This window comes from Brevibacillus sp. SIMBA_040, assembly GCF_046535075.1.
Lineage (GTDB): Bacteria > Bacillota > Bacilli > Brevibacillales > Brevibacillaceae > Brevibacillus.
On the sequence record NZ_JAWRXI010000001.1, the window covers coordinates 88,251 to 114,149 of the forward strand.

Here is a 25,899-nt window from a genome sequence, read left to right on the forward strand (position 1 = left end):
AGCGTCCACAATCGACGCTTTACCTTTTCTGTTATTTCGTTTCCTATACAATCACCGTCGACATCTGCGCAAGCTCTGCGACTACCTGTTCATCTACTTCCAAACCAAGTCCAGGACGCTCTGTCAGCTTGATGACCTTTTCTTCAAACGGCATGACCGCTACATCACGGGAGAACATCAACGGTCCAACGAGTTCATTGGAGATGATCGCCTTTTTGGCAGTGCATAGATGTGCACCAGCCGCTGATGCGATTGCCGATTCTACCATTGACCCTACTTGACACTGCATGCCAGCCATTTCGGCTTGTGCTACCAGTCTTGTCGCTGGGTAAATCCCGCCGCATTTCATCAGCTTGATGTTCAGCTTGTCAGCAGCCTGCTTGACAATGGTTTCCCGAATTTCGCGATCACCATGCACGCCTTCATCGATCATTACCGGAATCGTTGTTTGACGCCGTATCTCCGCAAGCGCGGTAATGTCATCCGCGACGACAGGCTGCTCAATCCAGTCGATGTTGCAATCCTTCACCTGATCAAGTACCCACATGCTCGTAGCGCGATTGCGCCAGCCCTGGTTTGCATCGACCCGCAATTGGACCGAATCGCCAATCGCTTTTCGCACGGCTCGGATACGCTCCACATCGATGATCGGATCGGTGCCGACCTTGATTTTAATTGTGCTGTAGCCTTGTGTGAGCGCATTTGCTGCCTCTTTGGCCATGACCTCTGGCTCCAGTATGCTCACTACATACGGCACAGAAAGCTCTTCATAGTAGCGACCGCCGATCAGATTATAAACTGGCTGCCCCGTTACCTTGCCCATGATGTCATAGCAAGCGATGTCAATTCCAGCTTTCGCAGAGGGTGAACCGTACACCAGCTCCGCCATTTTTTCGTGAATTCGTTCGATATGAAAAGGGTTTTCTCCGATCACGCTCGGCGCCAGATGATGGACGAGCATACTGTACGTGCTCTCCCACGTTTCCCCGGTCACATGCTGATCCGGTGTGGCTTCCCCGTACCCTGTAATACCAGCATCCGTTTCGATTTTGATCAATAGAGTTGGCATATCGTAGTAGGTTTCATAAGCGACGATGAATGGACGAATGAGCGGAAGCTTGATCCCCGTTACGGTTACTGACGTAATTTTCACTACTCTATCCCCTTGTTGTTTATTGATAGCCGATCATATGCGCGATCGTAACAAAGATTGCTCCGAGTACATAATGCGTAATGATGAGCGGCAAAATCCATTTCGCCCACTTTATCCAAGATATCCCTGCCAAAGCAAGTCCCGCCATGAAGTACCCTGAAGTCGGCGTAAAAATGTTTGATATCCCGTCACCCAATTGGAAAGCGAGGACTGCTGTCTGACGTGTAACCCCAACCAAATCTCCCAATGGAGCCATGATTGGCATCGTTACTGCAGCTTGTCCACTACCAGAAGGAATGATGTAATTGATCAGACACTGAACGACGTACATCCCGATTGCTGTAAAGCCACTAGGGAGCGAGCCTACCGCGTTAGCCAACCCGTACAAAATGGTATCCATGATCAATCCATCCTGCAAAATCACGAGAATCGCACGTGCCACCCCAACCACTAATGCCCCCATGACAAGTGAGCGGCAGCCATCGATAAATGCCTCTGCAATCTCGTTAAAGGATAGCTTGGCAATAACCCCCATGACGATTCCCATCAACAGAAACAAGCCTGCGATTTCCGTCAGGTACCACCCAAACTTGGATACCCCGATGGCTAACACAACCAGCGTAGTGAGCAAAATGCCCAAAACGAGCTTTTGCCGTCCAGTCAGTGTTGCCAGTTGTTCAATCGGTGCCTGCTTTTCCTTCACTAACAAATCCGCTTCATAAGTTGGACTTTTCGTTGGATCTTTTTTCACCTTGTCTGCATAGCGCATCACAAACCAAGTACTGACTGTAATGAATACTGCCCAGACAACAATCCGAAAGCCCATTCCGGAAAATACCGGGATTTGCGCAATCCCCTGGGCTACCCCAACGGTAAACGGATTCATAAATGCAGCAGTAAAGCCTGCCGAAGTCCCCAAAAGGACAACTGCTGCCCCAGTAATAGAGTCAAATCCGAGTCGCAGCATAAGCGGAACGAGAATTGTAATGTACGGTATCGTTTCTTCAGCTAAACCGAGCATGGCCCCTGCCAGAGAGAAAAATACCATCAGAACCGGAATAATCAGCTTTTCCCGACCGGCCATTTTTTTGGAAATACTTCCGACCGCACCCTCAATTACATTAGTCGAACGCAAAATCCCAAAGGAACCACCTACGATAAAAATATAGAAGATAATGTCAGAGGCCTTGTTCATTCCCGTATAAATGGATTGAAATACATCCATGAATCCTGCCCGTTGCGGCTCTACCGCATGGTAGCTGCCTTCTACAGCGATCATCCGCCCACTCGCGTCCTCGACCCGATCGTACTCTCCTGGAGTAACAACATACGTCGCCAGTGCTGCCAATAAAATGACAGAAAATAAAATGACAAAAACGTGAGGCACTCTAGAAGCCATGGCAAACCCTCCATTTTTTTCCATTAACGACAATTGTCGTTATGGTGTCGTTAATTGTGAATAAATATACAAAGATTCAGAGTTTTAGTCAAGAGAATTTTCTAAAAATTGATGCGATAAACTGCACGAGGCCTGCCCTGCTGATAAGGCTGCTCCTCCCCTACCGTCTCGACAAAGCCTTTTTCCATCAGCTTTTTAAGCATACGCTCTGCACTTCTTCTGCTGAACTGCAAGTATTCTGCCAGATCAGTCGCGGTAAATCGATTATCTCGACGCAGATTAATAAACGAAGATAGCTTCGTTATGGTAGCGACACTAAGTCCTGTCTGGTCGGCTACATGCAAAATGTCGCGATTGTCGCTTTTCAGATGGAACGCTCGTGAGTTAGCATCCAGTGGCCCAATTACTTCTTTTACATTGGTCACCAAAAAAGCACTGCTTGCAGGCTGTTTACGCGCATGAAACAATCCGATCCGTGCGTTTGCCTCTGCCTCTTTTGCCGTCAAGCCGAATCCGAATCCCATGCTGATCGTAACATTGAATAATTGCTCCATATTGCCCATCGCAGGCATGTGGGTAAAGTCGCTCGTCATTTGTTCGATACTGCCTCTTGTCCCATAAATAATAAACTGGTCCAGTCCCAATTGCTGAATGGACGCATCCGTTTCCTTGCCCAGCTCTAACAGCATTTGCTGAAGCATGATTCCTGCATCTGGTTTTATACCGGTTCCAGTGTCACCGGCGACTTGATTAATCGCTGCCAGCCCGACCGCAATTTGTGCATTTTCACTAATCATGAGCTGACCGAGATGTGCAGCCTTCGCCACTGTTTCTCTAATGCTTTTCTTTGGCACAATCAGATTGACACACGGAATCCCGGCGTCACGCAGCTGCACATAAACATAATCCACACTCGTCAAGACGAGATTGCTGCGACCGCTTTCATAATTTTCCCGGTGAAACGAAATCAGCTCATCTGGGTCAAATTTTGTTCCTACGCCATCTATGATTTGGCTATAGTCCCTCACGGACCAGCCTGTAGCGTCTAATTGCCATTCATCCACTGCCTGCTGCAAATACGCTAGCTTCGGGATATCTACAGAGAGAGATTTCAGTCCTTCCTCTCTGTTTAACAAAATATGCCCAAGGTTTAACGTGAGCGTGTACTCATCAGATGGAATATAGACAGCCGGAATCTTCTTTTGACTCGTGGCGCGATTGGCAAAAAAATAATACGGCAGCGGTCCTGCAAACAGCAAAACATCGCAATCCTGGATCTGCTCCATCAGTTGATCGCATTCCATCGGGTTACCGTAGTAATAAGTTGTATACAGGATATTGGTAAACTCCTCTGCACACTCCGTAATCAGCGGCGCAAAATCCTCTGGAGTGATGACGGCTAAGCGAATCAACATGTCTTTTCCCTTCCTTTCCATGCAGTGTTTTTCACTTACGGAGCATTATAGGCAAGATTGCGAGAAAACGCCATAAAAAAGTTTGATTGTTCTAGCGATTCGTTTATTTTCATAGAACAAGACCTGTGTGAAAGTAAAAAAGCTGCCGATTTGCTCGACAGCCTCGTGCTACCCAAACATCTACTATTCCATGGTCAAAACGACACGACCGTTGATTTGACCTTTTTCCAAACGCTCCAATACCTCGTTAATTTGATCCAGTGGCTGTGTCTCGATGATCGCACGCACTTTGCCACGTGCTGCAAAATCCAATGCTTCCTGCATGTCCTTGCGTGTACCCACGATGGAGCCTTTTACCGTTACGCCGTTCAATACGGTATCAAAAATCGGGATCGGCAGCTCGGCATTTGGCAGTCCAACGACGACGAGCGAACCGCCGCGTCTCACCGACTTGTACGCCTGTTCGAACGCTTTTTTGGTCACAGCAACGCTAATCGCCCCATGCACACCGCCAACCTGCTCTTCGATCGCTTGTACCGGGTCTACCTCACTGCCATTGATCGTTACGTCTGCACCCAGCTCTTTTGCCAGCTCCAGTTTTTCCTGGTGGATGTCGACAGCTACTACGTTGTAGCCCATTGCCTTGGCATATTGCAGCGCTACGTGACCCAAGCCTCCGATTCCATAGATCGCTACCCATTCTCCCGGCTTTACATTCGCTACCTTCAATGCCTTGTAAGTAGTTACCCCTGCGCAAAGGATCGGAGCCGCTTCCACATCCCCCAGCTCATCTGGAATTCGTGCCACATATGCTGCCGGAGCCACGCAGTATTCCGCATAAGCACCATCTGCGGAGTATCCGCCGTTCAGCTGCTGCTTGCACAGCGTTTCCCAGCCAGTCAAGCAATAGTCACACTCTCCGCATGCCGAGAACAGCCATGGAATCCCTACGCGGTCGCCCAGCTTCAGGGACGTTACGCCTTCCCCGAGCTTTTCAACCACACCTACACCTTCATGACCTGGAATGAGCGGGAGCTTTGGCTTCACCGGCCAATCCCCATGTGCTGCATGCAGATCCGTATGGCAGACACCGCAAGTTTTAATTTTCACGAGAACCTCACCGTGTCCGACCTCAGGAACGGCTACTTCCTTTACCTCCAGCTTTTGATGGAACTCGTTTACAATCGCTGCTTTCATTTTACTCTTTCCCCCTCTTTTCACTCATGGATAGGCAATCTGTCTCTTTCTAGTAGCAAGCAGCGTGCCAACTGTAAGCGCTTTATTTAGCAAGGCATTCTCCACAAAGCAGGTCCCCACCTGGTCAAACTTTCGGCTTGATGAGCCAAAAAAACGGCCCACTTGCCGACCTTTTGGCTGAAAAAGGGAAATTCCTCTACTCTGCGGTATTACTTTAATAGCGGAAAAAGGGGGAAGAAGCATGCAAATATCCAAATTCATGACACCGGAAATCATTTTTGGAAACCAGTCTATTACCCAAATCGGGGAAAGTCTGCGCAGATTGGGAGCGACCCGCGTCTTTTTCGTCAGTGATCTCGGCGTCGTAAACGCTGGCTGGACAGAACGTATCATTTCCTATTTGAAGCAGCAAAACCTGGAGTATCATCTCTGGACAAACGTAACCGCAAATCCAAAAGACTACGAGATTCACGCAGGGATTGCAGAATATCGTGCTCAGGAATGCAACGCAATTCTCGGTGTTGGCGGAGGCAGCTCGATCGATGCTGCCAAAGCGATCGCTCTCCTCGCGACGAATAAAGGAAGCATCGTGCAGTACGAAGGCGTCGACAACATCATGCATCCGCTTCCCCCTATGGTGATGGTGCCGACCACCGCTGGCTCCGGCTCCGAGGTCTCGCAGTTTTCGATCATTGTAGACAGCGCCCGCAAAGTAAAAATGGCCATCATCTCCAAGTCGCTCATTCCTGATATCGCCATCATCGATCCGCAAACACTCATGACAAAAGATAAAGAGCTTACAGCCAATACTGGCATGGATGTCCTGACACATGCTATTGAATCATATATTTCGCTTGCTGCGACACCGCTGACGGAGGTACACTCGCTTCAAGCCATGCGGCTTATTGCCAAGCATCTGCGTCCCTCTGTGGCCAGTCAATATAACGCCGAAGCGAAGCACGAGATGGCAATGGCTAGTCTTCAGGCTGGCATCGCCTTTTCCAATGCGATTCTCGGTGCCGTACACGCCATGTCCCACCAGCTTGGCGGTTTCCTCGATGCCCCGCACGGAGAGGTCAACGCCATCCTGCTTCCTTATGTACTTGAATACAACTACATCGCAGCTCCCGAAAAATATCGGCAAATCGCTGAATGTCTGGGCGAGAATACATCAGGGCTGAGCGCACACGACGCATCACGCCTGACGCTCAAGGCTGTAAAGGATCTGGCGAGAGATCTGGGTGTTCCCGAATCACTGTCCGCCATAGGACTCCATCCCGAGCAGATTGATTTGCTAAGTGCTCATGCATTAAATGATGTGTGCATGGCAACCAATCCGCGCGATATGAGTGTGCAGGACGTCGCCGCTCTCTTCCGCCAAGCCCTGTAGGAGTTGTTCTTTAGAGGAGGTCAATCATGCAAAACAAACAGGAGCTTCTGGAAAAGCTGACGGGTATCCAATCCTCCCGAAAAAGCTACTACAGCGAGCTGATCTACCTCGTCGAGGAGATGAAAAAGAAAAACAAGCAGCTTGCCGTCATCAATCAGCTGACGCAAATCCAAATCAATGCGACCTGGCCGCAAACCAGTATTTATATTGCAACACAGCTCTCCCAAATTTTGTTGTTTGAGCACTTCGCCCTAACCATCGTCAAAGGCGGCATCCTGTCCTCGTATTTAGCCAAATGGACGGGAGATAGCTGGCAATGCCATACCTTGACCAAATCCGTGCTGGGAGAAGCCCCTCTCCTGATTGAGCAGTACCATCTCGATCTGCGGGAAGTGCTACCAGAGCACTATGCCACCTCCGTTCCGCTGCGCAGCCAGCTGAACCAGACGTTCGGCTTTTTGACTCTATTCCATCGGGAGGAGCGGCAAACAAATCGGGATGAGACCGATTTGTTCCAGCTCATTGCCAGCCATGTAGGTGTAGCTGTGGAGAACAGCCTGCTGTTTCAGGATGTGAGTGAAAAGATCAAGATCGAGGCCCAGCTCATTCAGTCAGCCAAGATGGCGGCCATTGGCGAAATGGCGGCCGGAATCGCCCACGAGCTGAACAGTCCGTTAACCGCGATTTTGGGCAATGCGCAATTGCTCATGCGCGAAATGACTGCTACTCCCTCCGCTCCCTTGATGAAGGACATCTACCAGTGCGGGGTCCGCTGCAAAAAGATCATCCAGAACTTGCTTACCTTTTCCAGACAAGAAGAGTACTTATTCGCTACCATTTCCATTGACGAGGTGGTTGAGGATGTGCTTGGTCTGATCGGCTACCAGCTGTCTGTATCTGGTCTGACCGTCAATCGGGAAATGGCACATCCTCCCCTGCTCTTTCACGGGAGCCGTCATCAAATCGAGCAGATTGTGATCAATCTGCTGCTCAATGCCAGAGATGCTCTCGCCGAAAAGGAGGACCCGCAAATCACGATCCGCTCTTTCCAGCTGGAGGAAGAGGGACGTCTTTATGTGGGACTGTCTGTGCACGATAATGGCTCAGGGATTGCGCCCGAGCTGCTCCAGCAAATATTCCAGCCATTTTATTCCACCAAGGACCAGACAAAAGGAACGGGACTTGGGCTCTCCGTCAGTCTGGGAATCGCGGAAGCACACGGAGGTAAGCTGTTTGCCGAAAGTGTTGAGGGGACCTACAGCCTGTTTACGCTGCTTTTGCCACAATTAGCAGAGGAGGAGGGTATCCATGGAAAAGAAACGGATGTTGATCGTTGATGACGAAACAGAGGTCACCACTTTTTTCACCTATTTCCTACGACAAAAAAACTGCGACGTCATCGTAGCCAATTCAGGCAAGGACGTGGAGCACCTATTGCAAAATCAGCGTGAGCCCTTTCATGCCGCACTGGTCGATCTAAAATTGCCCGATTCAAACGGGCTTGAGCTTCTCAAGCGAATCAAAGCAGTGTTTCCTTCCTGCGAGGTGCTAATCATGACGGGCTACAGCACGATCAAATCAGCGGTAACGGCGATGCAATCGGGAGCCAGGGACTATTTGGAAAAGCCTTTTGACGATCTCGACAGCTTGGAGCAGGTCATCGACGCTGTACTGGAGTCTTCTTTCCAGCAAGCAGATGAACTATCCCAAGAAGCTGCACAATATGGTATTGTGTATTCACCAGAGAGTCCGATGGCCAAAGTAACCGCAATCGCCAAAAAATTAGCAAAAAAGGCAATACACGTACTCGTGGAGGGCGAAACAGGAACAGGCAAGGAGTTGATGGCGCGGTTTTTGCACGGGGCAAGCAACCGCTCGCAGCAGCCTTTTGTCGCATTTAACTGCGGAGCAGTCCCTGAATCTCTTTTGGAGAGTGAGCTGTTCGGCTACGAAAAAGGAGCCTTCACCGGAGCGTTCAAGGCACGCAAAGGCTTATTCGAGCTGGCCCACAACGGCACGCTGTTTCTCGACGAAATTGGCGAAGCACCCCATACGATTCAGGTCAAGCTGCTGCGTACGCTGGAAACGGGAGAATTCATGCGAGTTGGCGGTGAGCAGGTCGGACAGAGTAATATCCGTTTTATTTCTGCCACCAACCGTGATCTTGAGCACGAGGTGGAAATGAATCGTTTTCGCAGTGATTTGTTGTACCGCCTGGAAGGAATCAAGCTGTCCATTCCTCCGTTGCGTGAGCGTGCCATGGATATCCCTGCGATCGCCCATTTTTATTTGGAAAAACGCAGTGGTACGCCATGCGAAATTACTTCAGAGGCGATGAAGCTGCTCCAGTCTTACCATTGGCCGGGTAATGTTCGCCAGCTCATCAACGTGCTTAATCAGACTCTCGCCCTGCACGAATGCCAAGTGCTGCACTCGGAGCATTTGCCAGCAACCATTCGCGAAAAAGGAAAACGACAAACAAGCCCCTCTACTTCTTATTGTGGTGTGGAGAACGCCATCGATCAGGAGTGTGCGCGGTTTGTGGAGTCGATTACACGCAACGTGAAATCGATTGAAGGTTTTGACTTTGAGCATTTGATCAAGCGCATCAAAATGCTCGAAGGCGAAATCGGACGATCGATTATCGAGCAGGGCTTGACCGAGACAAAGGGCGACAGACAGCTACTTAGCAAAAAGCTGAACATCACGAAACGAACCATCCGCTACATTTTAAACGAAAAAGGGGGAGGCTAACGCTGCTGCCCCCAGGTAGGAGGCTTTACGCATTGTGTCTTCACAAAAACATCATTGGTCGATCTCTTCATTAAAAAGCATTCCAGCTGATGTATCTGTTTCAGCTATTATCGTCGGACTCATTGCTACCATGGTTTCCTACGCCGGTCCATTGCTGATCGTATTCCAGGCAGCCAAAGGAGCTGGACTCAGCGATGGCCTACTCTCCTCCTGGATTTGGGCGATTTCGATCGGGAGCGGGCTGACTGCCATCATTTTAAGCATTTGGTTCAAAACGCCTGTCATCACAGCTTGGTCTACACCAGGCGCTGTGCTGCTCGTCTCCAGTCTGACCGTCTATCCATACGCAGATGCGATTGGCGCCTATATTTTTTCTGCGGTTGTCATAACGGTGCTAGGGGTTTCCGGACTCTTTTCTACGCTTATGAAATACGTGCCCCAATCGATTACAACCGCCATGCTGGCAGGTATTTTGCTTTCTTTTGGAGTCGAGGTGTTCGTCTCGATGCAGCATCTCCCCGCCCTTGCATTGCCGATGATTTTTTGCTATTTGTTTGCCAAGCGCTGGTCTCCGCGCTATGCGGTTGTGCTGACGCTTCTGGTAGGTCTGGTCGTCGCCTTTGGACTCGGCCGTTTGCATCTGGATGGGGTGCACATCGCCTTGGTCAATCCGATTTTTACGTTGCCCAGCTTTTCACTCGATGCCATTATTGGATTAGGTATTCCTCTGTGCATCGTTACGATGGCTTCCCAAAATGCTCCTGGTATCGGGGTGCTAAAAGCAGACGGCTATGATACGCCAGCCAGTCCGCTTGTCGCAACCACCGGTCTTGCTTCTTTGCTGCTCGCACCGTTTGGCGCACACGGCATTAATCTGGCCGCAATTACCGCTGCAATCTGCACGGGCAAGGAAGCGCATCCTGATCACACCAAACGGTATATTTCAGGAATTGCTTGCGGAGCCTTTTATCTTGTCTTCGGGATGTTCGGTGTCACGATCGCCTCTGTTTTCTCCGCGATGCCAAAAGAGCTGATTGCGGTCATTGCCGGTCTGGCATTGTTTGCTTCTCTCAGCTCCAGTCTAGCGCAGGCGATGACGGAGCCGAGAGACCGGGAAAGTGCGCTCGTCACCTTCCTCGTCACAATCTCTGGCATCTCCATCGGCGGAATTGGCGCTGCCTTCTGGGGACTGATTGCCGGTGTTGTTACGAATATGATTTTGAATGGCGATCTGCGCAAATGGTTTGTCAAAAAGGGAGTTTCTCAGGCTTCATCCGAGCGATAGAAGCCTTGCTCCTCAGCATATCGCCCCCAGTGCGGTCTGGTTCCATCCCGATCCGTAAAGCCGTATTCGTCAGAAAGCCCCCATGTGCTCAGCGTCTTTCCTGACTTGTCTGCAATCGCAGGATCTGTCGCGAGTGCAACAACTGCCTGACCGATATAATAAGGGGTTTCGGAAACGATGAAATGCGGATCGATTTCCGCAGCATCTTTCCACGTGGATTCGGTCACGCCAAAATGATCAAGCATCGCTTCTGAACGCAGGAAGCCTGGCGTCAAAGCAACAGCTGTAATGCCATGCGGACGTAACTCTTGTGCCATCGCCTGCGCAAGATGGATCGTCGAGATTTTTGCCAGACTGTAGTAGAGGTTGCCTCGGTACCGATAATCAATGCCGTCGGTAATCTCTATGATCAGTCCTTTTTTTCTCTCCAGCATAAGCGGCACGCCGTAATGGCTCGTAATCAAATGCGTATGCACCGCTCTCTCCTGCATCAATATACCCGATGCCAGCTCTTGCTCCCAAAATGGCTTCTCCCATTCCATCAACGCATCTCCACCCCAAATATCATTGACTAGTAAATCCAACTGCCCGTCCTGTTCCAGCTTCACCCGCTCAAACAACGCTTTCACTTCTTCGGGCTGGGTATGATCGACGCGAACCGCAATCCCGTGTCCACCTGCGGCCGTAACCAGCTCGGCTGTTTCCTCAATCGTCTCCGTACGTGCCATGTCGGACATTTGCCCTCTTGTGCTTCTTCCAGTTACGTAGACGGTCGCTCCCGCTTCTCCGAGTCCTACCGCAATTCCTCGTCCAGCTCCGCGAGTACCGCCCGCAACCAGTGCTACTTTTCCTTTCAATGACTTCATATGAAAAACACCTCCTTCTCATTTGATTATTAGCTATGAATTCAGTCTACAAAAGTAAATATGACAACTGCTGTCATATTCGGTACGATAAAATAGAAAAACCAAAGATCGGTATTTTTTCATAAGGAGTGAGTCTATTGCGGGCAGATCGGCTACTATCTATTTTGCTGCTTTTGCAAAATCATGAACGTCTGACATCAAAAGAGCTGGCAGAGAAGCTGGAGGTATCGGAGCGAACGATACATCGCGATATGGAGGCATTGAGCGGGGCGGGAGTACCTGTTTATGCCGAGCGAGGTGCAGGTGGGGGATGGTCGTTGTCCCATGGCTATCGAAGCAATCTGACTGGCTTGAAAACAGATGAACTACTGTCACTGCTGCTTGCCTCCCCCACTGCGCTGCTGCGCGACCTCGGGATGGATGAGAGCTTTGAAGATGCCTTGTCGAAGCTGGAATCTGCCTTGCCAAAAACGGTTCAGCAAAGCGCAGATCACGTCCGGGAGCGGCTCCATATTGACGGCGCTGGCTGGCACCAATCCGATGAAACCTTCCCTTATTTGACTTTGATCCAAGAAGCCGTCTGGCAGGAACGAAAGCTTCTTATTCGCTACAATCGCAGCGGCACCGAAGTGGAGCGAATGATTCATCCACTTGGGCTGGTGGCCAAGCGGAGTGTGTGGTATTTGGTCGCACAAGTCGAGGAGGATTTGCGCACATACCGCATCTCACGCTTGATCGCTGTACAGATGCTGGAGGAGTCGTTTGTCAGGCCTGAGAGCTTTGAGCTTGCTTCCTTTTGGGAACAGTCTACACAGGACTTCAAGGCATCTCTCCCCCGCTACCCTGCTCGCATTTGGGTACGTGAGCAGGCCATGGATCGTCTCGCAGCTGAACGTTATGTAAAAATAGCTTCGACCCAGTCAAGCGAAAACGACTGGATCGAAGCTGAGGTGGAATTCCATACGCTTGAATCAGCGTGTGAGCTTGTGCTCGGCTACGGCGCACAAATGAAAGTGATAGAGCCTGCCGAGCTGCGGGAAAAAATCATTGCCGTCGCCTCGGCTACCATCAGTCTTTATCGTTAACTGGCACTTGCGACCTCTGTCCCTTTTGTTTCTTTGCCGATTACGAAAAGCACGATGGTGCCCGCTATAAGAACAACGGTAAACATCCCAAAAATGAACGTGTAGCTGTAGTGAAGGGCAGAGAAATAGCCGACGAGATAGGGTGCGATAATACTGCCGATGCGCCCAACTCCTGATGCAAAGCCCGAGCCTGTTGCCCGAAGCGGTGTCGGATAGTTCTCAGGTGTATAGGCGTAAAGCGCTCCCCAAGCTCCCAGATTAAAGAAGGAGAGCAAGGCTCCCGTGACCAAAAGACCAGTCGTACCACTGCTTTGACCAAATGCATACGCCATGATCCCGGTCATGAATAAAAATGTCGCCAGCGTACTTTTCCTTCCCCACTTTTCCACGAGGTAGGCAGCAGCGAAATACCCGGGCAACTGAGCCAACGTCATGATCAAAACGTACTGAAAGCTTTTAATCATCGTAAAGCCTTTGTCGACAAGTACAGATGGCATCCAGAGAAACATGCCGTAGTAGGAAAAGGTAATCGCAAACCAAACTACCCACAGAGTCAATGTTTCCTTTTGATGAGCTGTCCATAGCTTTTTCAGCGGAACCCTCTCTGCTCTTGGTTGAAACATCGGTGACTCTGGAATGCTTTTACGCGCAAAAAGTGCGTACACGATAGGCAAAGCCCCGATGATCACGGCAATGCGCCAGCCGTAGTCTGGAATGATAAAGTAGGAAATGACTGCTGCCGCAATCCAGCCCACGGCCCAAAAGCTCTCCAGAAGCACGACGGTACGTCCTCGCTTTTCAGCTGGAGCAAATTCATTGACCAGCGTCGAAGCCACTGGCAGCTCTGCCCCAAGTCCGAGCCCCATCAAGAATCGGAATAGTAACATGGACAAAAAGCCGGTGGCAAAAGCACTGGCGAGACTCGCAGCCCCAAACAGCAAAAGCGTTAGTAAGAAGATCGGCTTGCGTCCAATCCGGTCAGCTAAAAACCCGCCAATAAACGCACCTACCGCCATTCCGACCAAATTGCCGGTCCCGAGTAACCCGACTTCTTCCCCTGATAATCCCCATTCCTGCCTGAGTGCTACCATAATAAATGATAAAAGTGCAACATCCATCGCATCAAACATCCAGCCGAAACCGGCTGCCCAAAATACTTTTTTGTACGGTGCTGACATTTGCTGTTCCCTGCTTTCTTCTCGAGTACTTTCACACGGCTTCCTGTACTCATTTCGCTTCTGGCTTCATTTTCCTGCCGAGTGAGCACATTTGCTGGACCATCTTTTTCCCTAGTACCATAGTGACCCAGGCGCTTTCCCTGCATACTTCAAGGAATTATGCTGCTTTTTTCGTATGCCTATCTATGTTACGCTTTGTTGTATACATTTGGAAATGGAGTGTTCCCAAAATGAAATCAAGCCTCTATCTCATTTTGGCCGTCGTTATGTTCCTTGCGAGCGGAATCATATATACAGCCGAGAGAGCGATTGCATACTATTCCTGGATCGGTCAGATGCAAGCAAAAACAGGGAGCTTTCCGTCTCAACCAGAGCTACCCTCCCTCGTGACAAATGGGTATGTTGTTTTTTTCCTTGCCCTCAGTATTTTTCTCTTTGTTCTCCTGTTTCTTGATCGAAAAAAGTAAGAGAAAAGAAAAAGGATGCGCTGGCGAGTACAAGTACCTGCTGTCAACGCATCCTTTTTCACATCTCTATTTGACAATCTGCTCTTGCTAATTGCCTTGTTTCTTCGTAACATGCCAGTGCAGCTCATGTACGAACTGCTCTGTCGATTCCTGCAAGCGCCGGGCTGCTTCGGCGTCAAGCTCGCCCGTGCCGTCCTCGTTCTTTTTCACCTGTGTATCCTGTACAAATGCACCGGCGAGTATGTGTCTTACACCAAGCGCCGTCAGTAGCGGCTTCAGCGCGTAATCGAGCGCCAATAGGTGCGCAATCGTTCCCCCGATCGCCAGCGGCAGGACCAGCTTGCCTTCCAGACCTTTTTGCGGGAGCAGGTCTAAATAGGCTTTGAGTACACCCGTATACGATGCTTTATAGACAGGAGTAGCGATCACGACTCCGTCAGCTTGCTCAATGAGTGCATTTGCTCGGATGATCGGCTCACTGTCAAATTTCGCATGAAGCAAATCCTCTGCTGGCAAATCGCGCACGCGAATCCACTCTATCTCTACGTTTGCGTCCTTCAACTGCTTTTCTACTACTCCAAGTATGATGTCGAGTCTGGACGTCTTGGTTGGATTCCCTGAAACAATTACAATTTTTGCCATGGAATGAATCTCCCTTCGCTTGTAGTCTATTTTTTACTGCCTATCAAAAACAAAAGAGGCACAGTCGTATCATAAGACGAAACCGTGCCTCCAGTTATCCGGTCGGCTACCAAATTACTAAATCCACATAAGATTACTTGGTAATTACTTCTATATCGTATCACTGCTAATGATTGGATGTCAATCGCTCGCTTTCCATTCGGACCAACTAGTATCCATCCGATTTATCCAATCAACAGGGTGACAAACGACTCTCGATCCAGATTTCCGAAAAACTCCTGAATATTTACATCGGCTAAAAGCGCGCTGACGGACGGTCGATCATACGGCGTATCTTTCAGCAGCTCCTCCAGCTCGGCTACATCTCTCACCCCAAAGAAATCTCCGTAAATTTTGGCTTCCTTGATTCTTCCTTTTTCAATATCCAATTGGACTTCGACCGTGCCAATATCAAAGCGTTTGGACTGACGGTAGTTACTTTTCGGAGATTTTCCGTAGTTCCAATCCCAGCTTTGATAACGGGAACGGGATAGCTCATGAATGTTGTCCCAATCCTCGTCTGTGAGCTTGTACTCCTCGACTTCGCCGCCGTCGAAAATGGAGTGCAGAATCGCTAAACGGAATTCCTCAATGGTCATCTCTTGTTTCAAAAACTCCGCGATGTTGGCAACCCGGCTCCGAATCGACTTGATTCCTTTGGACTGAATTTTTTCTGCGTTTACTTTGAGAGCAGATACCACATTTTCCATTTCCGAGTTGAACAGCAGTGTACCATGGCTGAACATGCGACCCTTGGTCGAATACTGAGCGTTACCGGAAATTTTGCGTTCGCCCACCTGAATGTCGTTTCGACCTGTCAACTCTGCCTCTACGCCTAATTTTTTCAAGGCTTGGACAACTGGCTCGGTAAACTTGCGGAAGTTGTGAAAGGACTGGCCATCGTCATTCGTAATAAAGCTGAAGTTGAGATTCCCGAGATCGTGATAAACAGCACCGCCACCGGAAAGTCTGCGAACGATGTGAATGTTGTTTTCCTCTACATAGCCGGCATTAATCTCTTCAATCGTATTTTGGTTTTTTCCTATGATAATGGATGGTTCATTAATATAAAACAGCAAGTAATCATCGTGATCAGGCAAATTTTTGAGAGCGTACTCTTCGATTGCCAGATTGATGCGCGGATCGGTAATTCCTTGATTGTCGATGAATTTCATCGGTCAGCCTCCATCCGAAAAATACTCTTTTCCCTCCTATCATACCATGTATTTCCTTCGAAGACTTGGCTTTCCCTATGCAGACTGCACCCGAAGTGTCGAGCATTTCTCCCTTATCCATAAAAGACTTTCTGTAATTAAATAATTCAGATGAAACTATTTTTACGTCCTTTTTTTGTCGATATATAAAAAGAAACATGTAGACATACAGAGATAAAGGGGTGGTTGTATCGTGAAAGAAACCAAGTACACCAGGCTGCGGTCTGTGCGCTCAAAGCTGGTCATCATTTGCTTACTCTTATTAGTGCTTCCCAGTCTGATCGTTGGGTTTCAAGGCTATTATTCATCCAGCAAAAACTTAAATGATCTGGGTGCACGCGCGTTGAAGAACAATGTAAACATGACGATTGAAATGATTGATGCTTTGCAGAAGTATGTAACAGAAGGAAGGATAACGAAGGAAGAAGCAGAGGAGCAAATTAAGAGCCATATTCTCGGCCCCAAGCAAGCTGATGGTTCGCGGCCGATAAACAAAAACATTGATAATGGCGAAAGTGGCTATATGTTCGTCATGGATGAAAAAGGAAACATACTCGCTTCTCCCGACAGCGAAGGCAAGAACCAATGGGAAAATAAAGATGCAGACGGTGTCTTCTTTAATCAAGAGATAATTAAAGCAGGGAAGAGTGGTGGAGGATTTACACTCTATCAATGGGAAAAGGTCGGCATCCCGGATCAGATGTTTCCCAAAGTCGCTTACTCTGAGCAAGACCCGCACTGGGGCTGGATCATTGTCGCAAGCAGCTACATGGAGGACTTCAACAAGCCTGCTGAAAGCGTTTTGCAAGACCTGATTCTCGTTTTGAGCATTTTTTTAGTTTGCGGCTTTATCCTCACCTGGTTTGCCTCCGGGTATATTTCCAAACCGTTGGTGTCCATGGCTACCCTCGTGAAAAAGGTTGCTGCTGGTGATTTAACAGGAGAAAAAATCGTCTGGAAAAGCCGCGATGAGATCGGTCAGCTCGGTGAAAATGTGAACATGATGACAGACAATTTGCGCCAGCTTCTCACGCGTGTCAGCGTAAGCTCGGAGCATGTTGCGTCCACTGCCGAGCAATTGACAGCAAGCTCGGAGCAAACGAGTAAAGCGACGGAGCAAATCGCGGTGACGATTCAAGAGGTCGCGATTGGAACCGAAGAACAATCACGCTCGGTCGTCGAGACCTCCCGCACGCTAAATGACATGTCCGCTCGCTTGCAGCAGATTGCTGTAAGCACTGAGCAGGTATCTCTGGCTGTCGAAACTACCTCGCAAAGCATTACGAGCGGAAATGAAGCCGTTACAACCGCTATTGCACAAATGCAGTCGATCAGCAGTACCGTACACGGACTCGCGGATTCCATCAAGTCACTTGGCGAGCGCTCTGCAGACATTAGCAAAATCGTCGAGGTCATCACCTCGATTGCAGAACAGACGAATCTTCTCGCGCTAAATGCAGCTATCGAGGCAGCCAGAGCCGGGGAGCATGGCAGAGGTTTTGCCGTAGTCGCCAATGAAGTTCGCATCTTGGCGGAGCAATCCGCTCAATCAACACAGCAAATCAAAGAATTGATTGCCGCTACCCAGCTCGACACCAGCTCTGCTATCCGCGCCATGGAGACGACAACCTCAGAGGTAGCCGAAGGTATCGAGGTTGTCAATCTTGCAGGACAATCCTTCCATGAGATTTTAACAGGTACGCGTAACGTGAAGAGCCAGATTCAAGAGGTCACACTCTCCACGCAGCATATGACCGCTGGTGCTGAACAGGTTGTCCAATCGATTGAAGTCATTGCCAAAACAGCCGAAGCCTCTGCTTTTGGTTCGCAAAATGTATCTGCAGCCGCAGAGCAGCAGCTTGCGTCGATGGAAGAAATCTCGTCCTCTGCTGCCTCCTTGTCACAAATGGCAGAAGAGCTGCAAGACTTGATCAAGCAATTTAAAATCTAGGCGACAGGTAAGCTGCTCTTACTCATTTAATCCCTTGCCATTGAGAATTTGCTGCATACTTTTTTCAATCCTCGACTCTCGCGTTTTGGATTGCTTGGGTCCAGAAAAATGAAGAAGGTACGCTCTTTGTCGCCCCGGCGTCAATGCTTCAAAGGCAGTTTTCAAGGCAGGGATTTCATCAAATTTATTTTGCAGCTCTTCCGGAATTGTGTATTCTGTCGTCTTCTTAAAATCCACTTCCATACCGGCTTTTTCAACTTCAATTGCTTCATGAATATAGGCTTTCAAGATGGCTTCCATTTCCACTATTTCCTGAACATTGGTGAACCGAATCTGGCGCCCCGCCTGTACATTCTCCGTTTGTTGAATGAGGATTCCATGGTCATCCTTTAACAAGGCACCCTTGTGAAACAGAAGCGCACAATACTCTTTAAATCCATGTATGATAACGATGTTCTTTTGCTCAAATGTGTAACAAGGATGCATCCATTTGAATTCTTCAGTCAGATCACAGTCAAGAACGATATTTCTCAGCTTTTCAAATTCTTCCTTCCACCTTTTAGCTTTACTTAAAAATTCATCGACCTTGGGATTCAATTCACTTTTTGACATCAAGGAACACTCCTCTTCCATTTTTCGATCAGGTGACAGTCTTTTTTCGACGTTGTGGTAAAGAAAACCTTTATCGTAGCCTGGTACAATCGAGCCTCGATAAAGGTTTTTCATTGGTTTAGTTTTGGCAGCTTCGGCAAAGGAGCCTCCTCCCATATGAGAGAAATGGTCGTCCCCTGCCCTAGTGAACTGCTGGCGGTGATCTGTCCACCAAGTGCCTCGACTAACGCTTTAGTCACAGCCATACCAAGCCCCGATCCTTCTGTACGCATCTCCGTATTCGTTCCGCGGAAATACCGTTCAAAGAGGCGGGCTGTTGTTTCCTCGGACATCCCTTTTCCGTTATCCGCAAACGTAAGAATAATAGTCGATGGCTTCACTGCCTGTACCGTAACAGTGATGGTCGTCCCCCTTTCATTGTGAAGCAGTGCATTGGCGATGAGGTTGTCCACGATTCGCTGGAACCACGGCTTGTAGACGAGTAAATGTACGGGGCAATCAGCCGGAACAAAACGGATACACTCTTCGGGGTACATCGGATGATTCGCTGCCTCGGCAATCGCTTCGGCTACATACACATTCAACTCCACTCGCTCTACAGATGGAGCCACCTGACCGTTTCGCAGCAAATACGTCAAGGTAAGATCGTTGATGAGGTCGTCCATATAAGACGATTTTTCCAAAATGATTTTGGCAAAGGATCGCACTTCTTCAGAAGACCAATTGTAGTCTTTGTTGTCCAAAATATGTGCGTAGCCTTTTATGGAGGACAATGGCGTTTTCAGATCGTGAGACACTCCCGCAATCCATTCCTCCCTCATCCGCTCCGTTTCCTCCTGCAGCCGTTCATTGAGATGCAAGGTCTGTGATAAGGATTCCATGGAATCGATCACATCTTGGTAGATGCGGTACTTGCTTCTTCGATTGCCCTTGTGATCCCTGCTGCGTGGAAGACCACTCGAATCGGTAGGCTCCTCATACCTTCCCAACCGTAAAAATCGTAACCATTTCAATATGTGTGCGATCGGCGCTCCTAATCGTTGGCCGAACCAATAAGAAGTTATGACGAACACGAGCATAGCGACCAGCATCAACATTCCTATGCCAATCGCAAGCACCTCGATTTCCGGTGTCAACCACGGCGAGGTACCAGGTCTTGCTCCCGACATCGGATAGCTGAGCAGCCACGTCTGCTTGGTCTCTTCGTCATAATGAGAGATCAATCTCGTAGCGTACCGATCCGGGTAAACAGAGCGAAGAGCCAAATCCTGCACAGAGTAATCCGTAATGGCGCCAGCCGGTTTATTGAATGTAGCCAGCTCTGTCCCTTTTTCGTCCAAAAGCTGCATCCAGGCATTATTTTCTTTTAGTTGTTGATTCATCTCTTCTGTCAGGTTAATTTCCTTGTCTTTTACCGTTGCCTGATTGATCAGCTGCTGAATAGATTCGTCGTCACGGTTTTCAAGTCCGTAGATCAAGGTGTGCAATACGCCGTTCTTCTCTTGAATCCACAAATACAAGTGGTAAGGAAAGGGTGTTTTGCCCAGCCAATACGCGGTTAACTCGCCTGGCCCGTACTGAAGCGGCACATCCTCGGGAGTATAGAATGAGTCTGTCACACGCCCCTTTTCATCAATCCGTTGCAGCCACCCTCCATTTTCACGAACTAAAGCGAGCAGCTCAGGATCAAATTGCAGCGAATCTCCTTTTGCTTGTATGGTTTGAATTAATTGATATAAGCCTGCGCTCTCAAATTGCCGTGTTGCTTCGATTCGCGTCAATTGGTTCATAGTCCAAACGAGTGTTATACCCGCAAGAAGCGACAGGATGAGTCCAACGATGACGAGCCAGGCAATCAGGTGCAGGGCAAGCCTGCTTTTAATATTCATGCATGTATTCCTTCTTCACCAGCTTGTATCCAAGCCCCCTCACGTTCACCAAATACTCGGGCTGTGCTGGATCAGGCTCAATACGCTCGCGAATGCGGTGAATATGGACCATGATCGTATTGTCGTCCCGGAGGCTATGATCACCCCATACTCTTTCGTACAGCTCACTTTTGGAAAAAATCCGATTCGGGTTTTTACAAAAAAATAGCAGCAGCGAAAAGACAAGCGAAGGGCACGGGACAGGCACCCCCTCCACATAAAGCTCGGCAGCCGCTTCGTTGATCTGAAAACGGCCAAAATGAAGGATGCCATAGGATGGGGTAGGCAAAGGCATGGTCGATTTCTGTGAACGCCTGAGCAAGGATTTGATACGGGCGACGATCTCCATCGGGTTAAACGGCTTGGTGACATAGTCATCTCCGCCTACCGCAAATCCCGTCAGCTTGTCAAAGTCAGTCGTCCTCGCACTCAAAAAAAGAATGGGGGCATCCGTTAGCCTACGGATAAATGGACAAGCCTCTATTCCGCTCATGACAGGCAAGGTTACATCGAGAACAATCAGGTCATAGCCTTTTTGTTCACAGGCGATGAGCGCCTCTTCGGACGATGTCACTTTGTCGATGTATTGAAAACCTTCTTTACGCAGTACGGTCTCCAGCAAGTGAAGAATCGCTTGTTCATCGTCCACGAGAAGGATCGAGGCATCATTCACGACAGGTTCTCCTCTCTACGTATAACAGTCTCCATTTATTTTACCATTCTCCTCCCTCTCCGGATCATCACTAACCTTAACGGAGTCTTAATTCTTCCTCTCTATATTTAAGACGAGAGTAAGACCGTGTTTCAGATGCCATAAGACTGGTTCTTTATGATAAAGGTATATTGCGGAAAGGATGATCGCGACTTATGAAAAAAACCTGGATCATAATGAGTGCCTTCACATTGCTATTGGCGGGCTGCTGGAATAACGATGAGCAATCAAGCGTCACTACTTCTTCTACAGGATCACAGACAACATCGGGAGCGAGTACGGAGAAAGTCAAATCGGAGGAAATCGGGCAAACTTTGCTTGCGGGGGAATACGACCGAATCTACGATCAGACAAGCGCTGATTTTAAAAAGGAATTATCAAAGAAACAATTCCATGATGCCGTTAAAAACTCCCAGACTAGCGTCAAGTCATGGAATCCGAATTCAAAGCTCTCCTTAAATGGCAGCACCTATGAAACATGGGTCGATCAAGACGGTAAGTTTGGGCTGGTAGCGATGATGAACGAGAAGGGCGAGATTACAGGCCTTCGCTTCAATCCGCTTGAGAGCTTTGTTGAACAGGACAAAGCTTTAACCAAGCTTACCTACCGTGCTCCTTTCAAAGGAGACTGGTTTGTCTTTTGGGGAGGTCAAAATGTTTTCGCAAACTATCATTACGCGATCCAAAGTCAGCGCTACGCGTATGATCTGATTCAGATAAAGGACGGTTACTCCTACAAGGGTGATTCCAAGAAAAACGAGAGCTATTACATGTTCGGGCAAGAAATTCTCGCACCAGAAGCAGGGACAGTCGTTCATACGGTAAACGATGTGAAGGACAACGTACCAGTTGGGGTTATGAACGAAGCTCAACCCGCTGGCAATCTCGTCGTCATCGATCATGGAAACGGGGAATTCAGTTATTTGGCTCATTTAAAGGAGGGGTCCGTTACCGTCAAGACCGGTGATCGCGTCGCCAAAGGTGATAAAATTGGTCTGGGCGGTAACTCGGGCAATTCAAGTGAACCGCACCTTCATTACCAAGTCTCCGATGGCAGTGATTTGTTCACTAGCAAATCCATTCGTGTGCAATGGGAAAATAATTTGAATCCGGTCCAAGGGGACGTTGTTACAGGCAACTAAATAGGACTATCTGATGATCATCATGTTTTAGACTGTTCCAATAAAAGAAAAAGCTGAATATTTTAGAAACAAATGTTCTCTAACTACTTTTCAACTCTTCCATTTCCAAGTACAATAGGAAAGTATCAAGGAAGGGGTGTTATTATGAATAAGACTGACCTAGTTGCCAAAGTAGCTGAACAAGCGGAGCTCACTAAGAAGGATGCTACATCAGCAGTGGATGCTGTCCTCGATGCAATTGCTGAGACATTAAAAGCAGGGGACAAAGTATCGCTCATCGGATTTGGAAATTTTGAAGTGCGGGAGCGAGCTGCTCGTAAAGGTAGAAATCCTCAAACAGGCGAAGACATTGAAATCGCTGCGAGCAAAGTACCTGCCTTTAAACCAGGTAAAGAGTTGAAGGATGCTGTAAAATAATCTCTACATAAAAAACGCCTCGTTTTTTTAACGTGGCGTTTTTATTATATCATTACAATATTTCGATATACCCTTCTGTACCATGCACGCGAATTCGTTGCCCATCTTTTATCAGCTTGGTAGCATTCTCCACTCCGACAACTGCTGGCAAGCCATATTCACGTGCGATAACTGCTCCATGGGTCATCAGTCCACCAACCTCAGTAACCAAGCCTTTTATGGATACAAACAATGGTGTCCAGCTAGGGTCAGTAAAGGAGGTAACTAAGATATCTCCAGCCTCGAGATCAGCATCTTCCATGTTTAAGATGACACGTGCACGTCCCTCTATAACTCCGGAAGAAACGGCCAGACCTACAATCGCATCAGCAGGCAGATTTTCTCGTTTGTACTCACCTGCAATGATTTCACCATCAGACGTAATTACGCGTGGGGGAGTTAGTTTTTCAAAAAACTTGTAATCGTCTTTTCGTTTGCTGATGATCTGATAATCAAGTTCGTTTGTTCGTACGACTTCATGAAGCTCGTCAAAAGTAAGATAGTATACATCTTCTTTTTCATGGATAACGCCCGCTTGCACAAGTTGTTCGGCTTCTTTCAGTAATGCCTGCTTATAAACGAAGTAACGATTAATCATGCCGTATTTCGGATATTCCCTAAAGCCGCTGAAATTCCGGATCAGGTCGATCATTCGTTTTGTTTCTTTGGCTTTTTGTTCGCCATCCGGTAATTGCTTCAATCGATCTAATAGCTCTTGTTCCTTTTTCAAAGCTTCCTGTCGCCCTTGCTCAAATTTCCGTTTGCTAGCATGAGGCTCAAAGTTTTTGATATTGCTGAGAATCATCGGGACAAGTGTAATTGGTTTTTCGCTCCAACGCGTTTTTGAAATATCGATTTCTCCGGCACATCGCATTCCGTATTTACCCAGATAAGCATGGATAGCGTCTACGGTTTCCTGTCCACCCTCAAACTTGATCAGTTCATCCAAGAAGTTATCATCTCTTACGTGTTGTAAATAATCAATTACTTCTGGAAAAGGACGAATCACATCTGCAACATCCATTAACGCCAGACCCATTTCTGAAGTAATATTGTTTGGTACGGATTGAGAAAGCGTATCTGCTACGTTTTTTTCACCCAACCACTTCATCATGTTTTCATTGATCCATAACGAAGCATTCATAGCTGCCATGATTACACTCGAGCTTTGTGGGTCAAATAAAATCTTCTTTAATTGCTGAATATCTTCCAGGATAAAATCAAACAAATCCGATCCAGATTTCGTTAGGATGTTATGCTTTACCTCTTCGATAGAAGTTTGAGTCTTCTTTATCAAATCAGAAACGATTGTCGGATCGCTTTCGATTTGTGTTTGAGATCCTGCAACCAGCATACCTTTATTGCTTTTACCGGAACTCGGTGCATTTTTATCATTTGGTAACGGTTTTATAAAATTTCCTCGCCCGATTACAGTCATTAATGCATCTTTCATGAGCGGCTCGGATTGCCCGAGCGTGTTTACTATCGCTTCTCTGCTGTCAGGTGAAGCCAGCATAGGTGTAACATCAACAAACAACCTTCCACCAGCCCTGCGCATGGGAGCAGGAGTTATTAACAGGAAAAAAGACAATCCCAGTGGTTTTATGGGATCAGTCATCATTTGTTGGTGACCAACAGAAATGTAAACGTGATTTTCTTGATCACTTGCTTCAGGGATCGGGTATAACGTCGTGATTGGACGACTCTGGACAATATAAAAAGTATCATGGTCCAAACACCATTCGATATCTTGTGGGCAACCAAAATAAGCTTCGACCTGTCTTCCGATGCGTTCTAGTTGTAAAATTTGTTGTTCCGTGAGGGTTTGCGTCTTTTGCTGTTCAGGATCGAGCTGCTGTGTCTTCGTTCCGCCTTCTTTTCGGCCATAGATAGCCAACTTTTTGGTTGCTATCCTCTTGTCAACGATTTCTCCTCCCTGAACTTTATAACAATCAGGAGATACCAAACCAGAAACCAGTGCTTCTCCAAGTCCAAAACTGGCATCGATGGATAGCAGCCTCCGGTTAGAGGTAATGGGATCAGCGGTAAATAAAATCCCTGAAGCCTGTGGGAATACCATCCTTTGCACGATAACGGATATATAAACGTGTCTGTGATCAAATCCATTTTGCATACGGTAGATTACCGCGCGATCTGTAAATAGAGAAGCCCAGCATTTGCTGATATGCTGCAGGATTGCTTCTTTGCCGATGATATTTAAAAAGGTGTCTTGTTGACCGGCAAAAGAGGCATGTGGCAAATCTTCGGCCGTCGCACTAGATCGCACTGCGTAGGCATGTTCCTCTCCGAACCGGGAGAGATAATGAGTAACTGCGCGCGCAACATCGGAAGGAATTTCTGCTTCCATAATGATTTGCCGAATCTTCCTGCTGATTTCAGCAATTTGACCTCGATCTTCTACTTTTAACGTGGTTAGTCGCTCCACCAAAGAGTGGTATGCTTCGTTTTGTTCGATGACTTTTTGATATCCCGTTGTTGTAACACAAAATCCTTCTGGTACTTGTATTCCTTGAATTTTTGATAACTCCCCCAGATTTAACCCTTTTCCGCCCACGAGCGAAAGCTGCGTTTTTTCCATTTCCTGAAAACTGAGAACCAAGGAACTCATTCAACATCTCTCCTAACCATTAAATTGAGAAAAAACATTTGACATGAGTTTTACCAGCATGGTACAATAAAAGTGTAAGATGCAACATCTTTGACTTCGCAACTAGGAACAGTCGTAATCTGATTGTATCATTGTGTCTTTTTATGTGCAATATCGAAGAACCTGGTAAATATATCCAGGTTCTTTTTTGATTTTCTCACTACCATTCGTCACATCAAAAACCTAGTACAAAGCCGACTCTGGGGTTGTTTGCTTTTGATCCGCTTGTTTCCTAGAAGGGGTCCGTCTCCTACATACTGAAATTGTAATGTTTCCATAAAGGAACTATAATGAGTTTCGTTGTTCAGACAGAATCTCATGACTTCGAGGTTTAGGCTAATAGGGG

Annotated in this window: 21 protein-coding genes; 9 read left to right on the forward strand and 12 right to left on the reverse strand. The window is 47.9% G+C overall.

Annotation, left to right across the window (positions count from 1 at the left end; all coding sequences use genetic code 11):
• Positions 1 to 43: 43 nt before the first annotated feature.
• The 4 genes from SB752_RS00470 to adhP all read right to left on the reverse strand — a co-directional run bounded on the left by SB752_RS00470 (position 44) and on the right by adhP (position 5,164).
• Positions 44 to 1,153: a mandelate racemase/muconate lactonizing enzyme family protein gene (locus SB752_RS00470; RefSeq protein WP_410713797.1), complete on the reverse strand. Its 1,110-nt coding sequence runs from the start codon at positions 1,151 to 1,153 to the stop codon at positions 44 to 46.
• 19 nt (positions 1,154 to 1,172) lie between these two features.
• Complete coding sequence (locus SB752_RS00475) at positions 1,173 to 2,552, reverse strand: YfcC family protein (RefSeq protein ID WP_410713798.1); 1,380 nt, start codon at positions 2,550 to 2,552, stop codon at positions 1,173 to 1,175.
• 101 nt (positions 2,553 to 2,653) lie between these two features.
• Positions 2,654 to 3,967 (reverse strand): helix-turn-helix domain-containing protein, encoded by a 1,314-nt coding sequence (locus SB752_RS00480; RefSeq protein WP_410713799.1) that lies wholly within the window; start codon positions 3,965 to 3,967, stop codon positions 2,654 to 2,656.
• Positions 3,968 to 4,150: 183 nt separating this feature from the next.
• The gene (gene adhP, locus SB752_RS00485; protein WP_213022094.1) at positions 4,151 to 5,164 is read right to left on the reverse strand and encodes an alcohol dehydrogenase AdhP; all 1,014 of its coding nucleotides are present in this window, start codon (positions 5,162 to 5,164) and stop codon (positions 4,151 to 4,153) included.
• A gap of 241 nt (positions 5,165 to 5,405) precedes the next feature.
• Here adhP and SB752_RS00490 point away from each other — a divergent pair, with 241 nt between their 5' ends.
• Genes SB752_RS00490 through SB752_RS00505 form a run of 4 tightly spaced genes read left to right on the forward strand, consistent with a single transcriptional unit; the run spans position 5,406 to position 10,593 of the window.
• A complete protein-coding gene (locus SB752_RS00490) occupies positions 5,406 to 6,554 on the forward strand; it encodes an iron-containing alcohol dehydrogenase (RefSeq protein WP_410713800.1) in 1,149 nt (382 codons plus the stop codon).
• A 26-nt stretch (positions 6,555 to 6,580) separates the two neighbouring features.
• A complete protein-coding gene (locus tag SB752_RS00495; protein WP_410713801.1) occupies positions 6,581 to 7,891 on the forward strand; it encodes a sensor histidine kinase in 1,311 nt (436 codons plus the stop codon).
• A complete protein-coding gene (locus tag SB752_RS00500; RefSeq protein WP_410713802.1) occupies positions 7,863 to 9,308 on the forward strand; it encodes a sigma-54-dependent transcriptional regulator in 1,446 nt (481 codons plus the stop codon). Before SB752_RS00495 ends, SB752_RS00500 begins: the two co-directional genes overlap by 29 nt.
• Before the next feature lie 34 nt (positions 9,309 to 9,342).
• On the forward strand, positions 9,343 to 10,593 hold the full coding sequence (locus SB752_RS00505) for a benzoate/H(+) symporter BenE family transporter (RefSeq protein WP_410713803.1): 1,251 nt from the start codon (positions 9,343 to 9,345) through the stop codon (positions 10,591 to 10,593).
• On the opposite strand, the gene SB752_RS00510 is transcribed toward SB752_RS00505, so the two are convergent.
• A complete protein-coding gene (locus SB752_RS00510; RefSeq protein WP_410713804.1) occupies positions 10,572 to 11,459 on the reverse strand; it encodes an SDR family oxidoreductase in 888 nt (295 codons plus the stop codon). The genes SB752_RS00505 and SB752_RS00510 overlap by 22 nt on opposite strands.
• 137 nt (positions 11,460 to 11,596) lie before the next feature.
• On the opposite strand from SB752_RS00510, the gene SB752_RS00515 reads away from it, so the two are divergent.
• The gene (locus SB752_RS00515; RefSeq protein WP_410713805.1) at positions 11,597 to 12,544 is read left to right on the forward strand and encodes a helix-turn-helix transcriptional regulator; all 948 of its coding nucleotides are present in this window, start codon (positions 11,597 to 11,599) and stop codon (positions 12,542 to 12,544) included.
• On the opposite strand, the gene SB752_RS00520 is transcribed toward SB752_RS00515, so the two are convergent.
• Entirely contained in the window at positions 12,541 to 13,722 is a 1,182-nt protein-coding gene (locus SB752_RS00520) for an MFS transporter (protein ID WP_410713806.1), read from the reverse strand. The genes SB752_RS00515 and SB752_RS00520 overlap by 4 nt on opposite strands.
• 230 nt (positions 13,723 to 13,952) lie before the next feature.
• Here SB752_RS00520 and SB752_RS00525 point away from each other — a divergent pair, with 230 nt between their 5' ends.
• On the forward strand, positions 13,953 to 14,189 hold the full coding sequence (locus tag SB752_RS00525) for a hypothetical protein (protein ID WP_410713807.1): 237 nt from the start codon (positions 13,953 to 13,955) through the stop codon (positions 14,187 to 14,189).
• Between the two features lie 87 nt (positions 14,190 to 14,276).
• Here the strand turns inward: SB752_RS00525 and ssuE are convergent, their stop codons facing one another.
• Positions 14,277 to 14,831, reverse strand: a complete 555-nt coding sequence (ssuE, locus tag SB752_RS00530) for an NADPH-dependent FMN reductase (protein WP_410713808.1) — start codon at positions 14,829 to 14,831, stop codon at positions 14,277 to 14,279.
• Between the two features lie 224 nt (positions 14,832 to 15,055).
• Positions 15,056 to 16,045 carry a lipoate--protein ligase gene (lplA, locus tag SB752_RS00535; protein WP_410713809.1) on the reverse strand — a complete coding sequence of 330 codons (990 nt, stop codon included), beginning with the start codon at positions 16,043 to 16,045 and terminating at the stop codon, positions 15,056 to 15,058.
• 232 nt (positions 16,046 to 16,277) lie between these two features.
• Here lplA and SB752_RS00540 point away from each other — a divergent pair, with 232 nt between their 5' ends.
• A complete protein-coding gene (locus tag SB752_RS00540; RefSeq protein WP_410713810.1) occupies positions 16,278 to 18,035 on the forward strand; it encodes a methyl-accepting chemotaxis protein in 1,758 nt (585 codons plus the stop codon).
• 18 nt (positions 18,036 to 18,053) lie between these two features.
• Here SB752_RS00540 and SB752_RS00545 read toward each other — a convergent pair whose 3' ends face one another.
• The 3 genes from SB752_RS00545 to SB752_RS00555 form a co-directional block, all read right to left on the reverse strand.
• Positions 18,054 to 18,647, reverse strand: a complete 594-nt coding sequence (locus SB752_RS00545; protein WP_410713811.1) for a YdeI/OmpD-associated family protein — start codon at positions 18,645 to 18,647, stop codon at positions 18,054 to 18,056.
• 110 nt (positions 18,648 to 18,757) lie between these two features.
• The gene (locus tag SB752_RS00550) at positions 18,758 to 20,536 is read right to left on the reverse strand and encodes a sensor histidine kinase (RefSeq protein ID WP_410713812.1); all 1,779 of its coding nucleotides are present in this window, start codon (positions 20,534 to 20,536) and stop codon (positions 18,758 to 18,760) included.
• The gene (locus SB752_RS00555) at positions 20,526 to 21,248 is read right to left on the reverse strand and encodes a response regulator transcription factor (protein WP_410713813.1); all 723 of its coding nucleotides are present in this window, start codon (positions 21,246 to 21,248) and stop codon (positions 20,526 to 20,528) included. The genes SB752_RS00550 and SB752_RS00555 overlap by 11 nt, the downstream gene beginning before the upstream one ends.
• A gap of 194 nt (positions 21,249 to 21,442) precedes the next feature.
• Here SB752_RS00555 and SB752_RS00560 point away from each other — a divergent pair, with 194 nt between their 5' ends.
• Together SB752_RS00560 and SB752_RS00565 are read left to right on the forward strand one after the other, a co-directional pair.
• The gene (locus tag SB752_RS00560) at positions 21,443 to 22,429 is read left to right on the forward strand and encodes a peptidoglycan DD-metalloendopeptidase family protein (protein WP_410713814.1); all 987 of its coding nucleotides are present in this window, start codon (positions 21,443 to 21,445) and stop codon (positions 22,427 to 22,429) included.
• A gap of 144 nt (positions 22,430 to 22,573) precedes the next feature.
• Entirely contained in the window at positions 22,574 to 22,846 is a 273-nt protein-coding gene (locus SB752_RS00565; protein ID WP_410713815.1) for an HU family DNA-binding protein, read from the forward strand.
• Positions 22,847 to 22,898: 52 nt separating this feature from the next.
• Here SB752_RS00565 and ppsA read toward each other — a convergent pair whose 3' ends face one another.
• On the reverse strand, positions 22,899 to 25,514 hold the full coding sequence (gene ppsA, locus SB752_RS00570) for a phosphoenolpyruvate synthase (protein ID WP_410713816.1): 2,616 nt from the start codon (positions 25,512 to 25,514) through the stop codon (positions 22,899 to 22,901).
• Between the last annotated feature and the right edge of the window lie 385 nt (positions 25,515 to 25,899).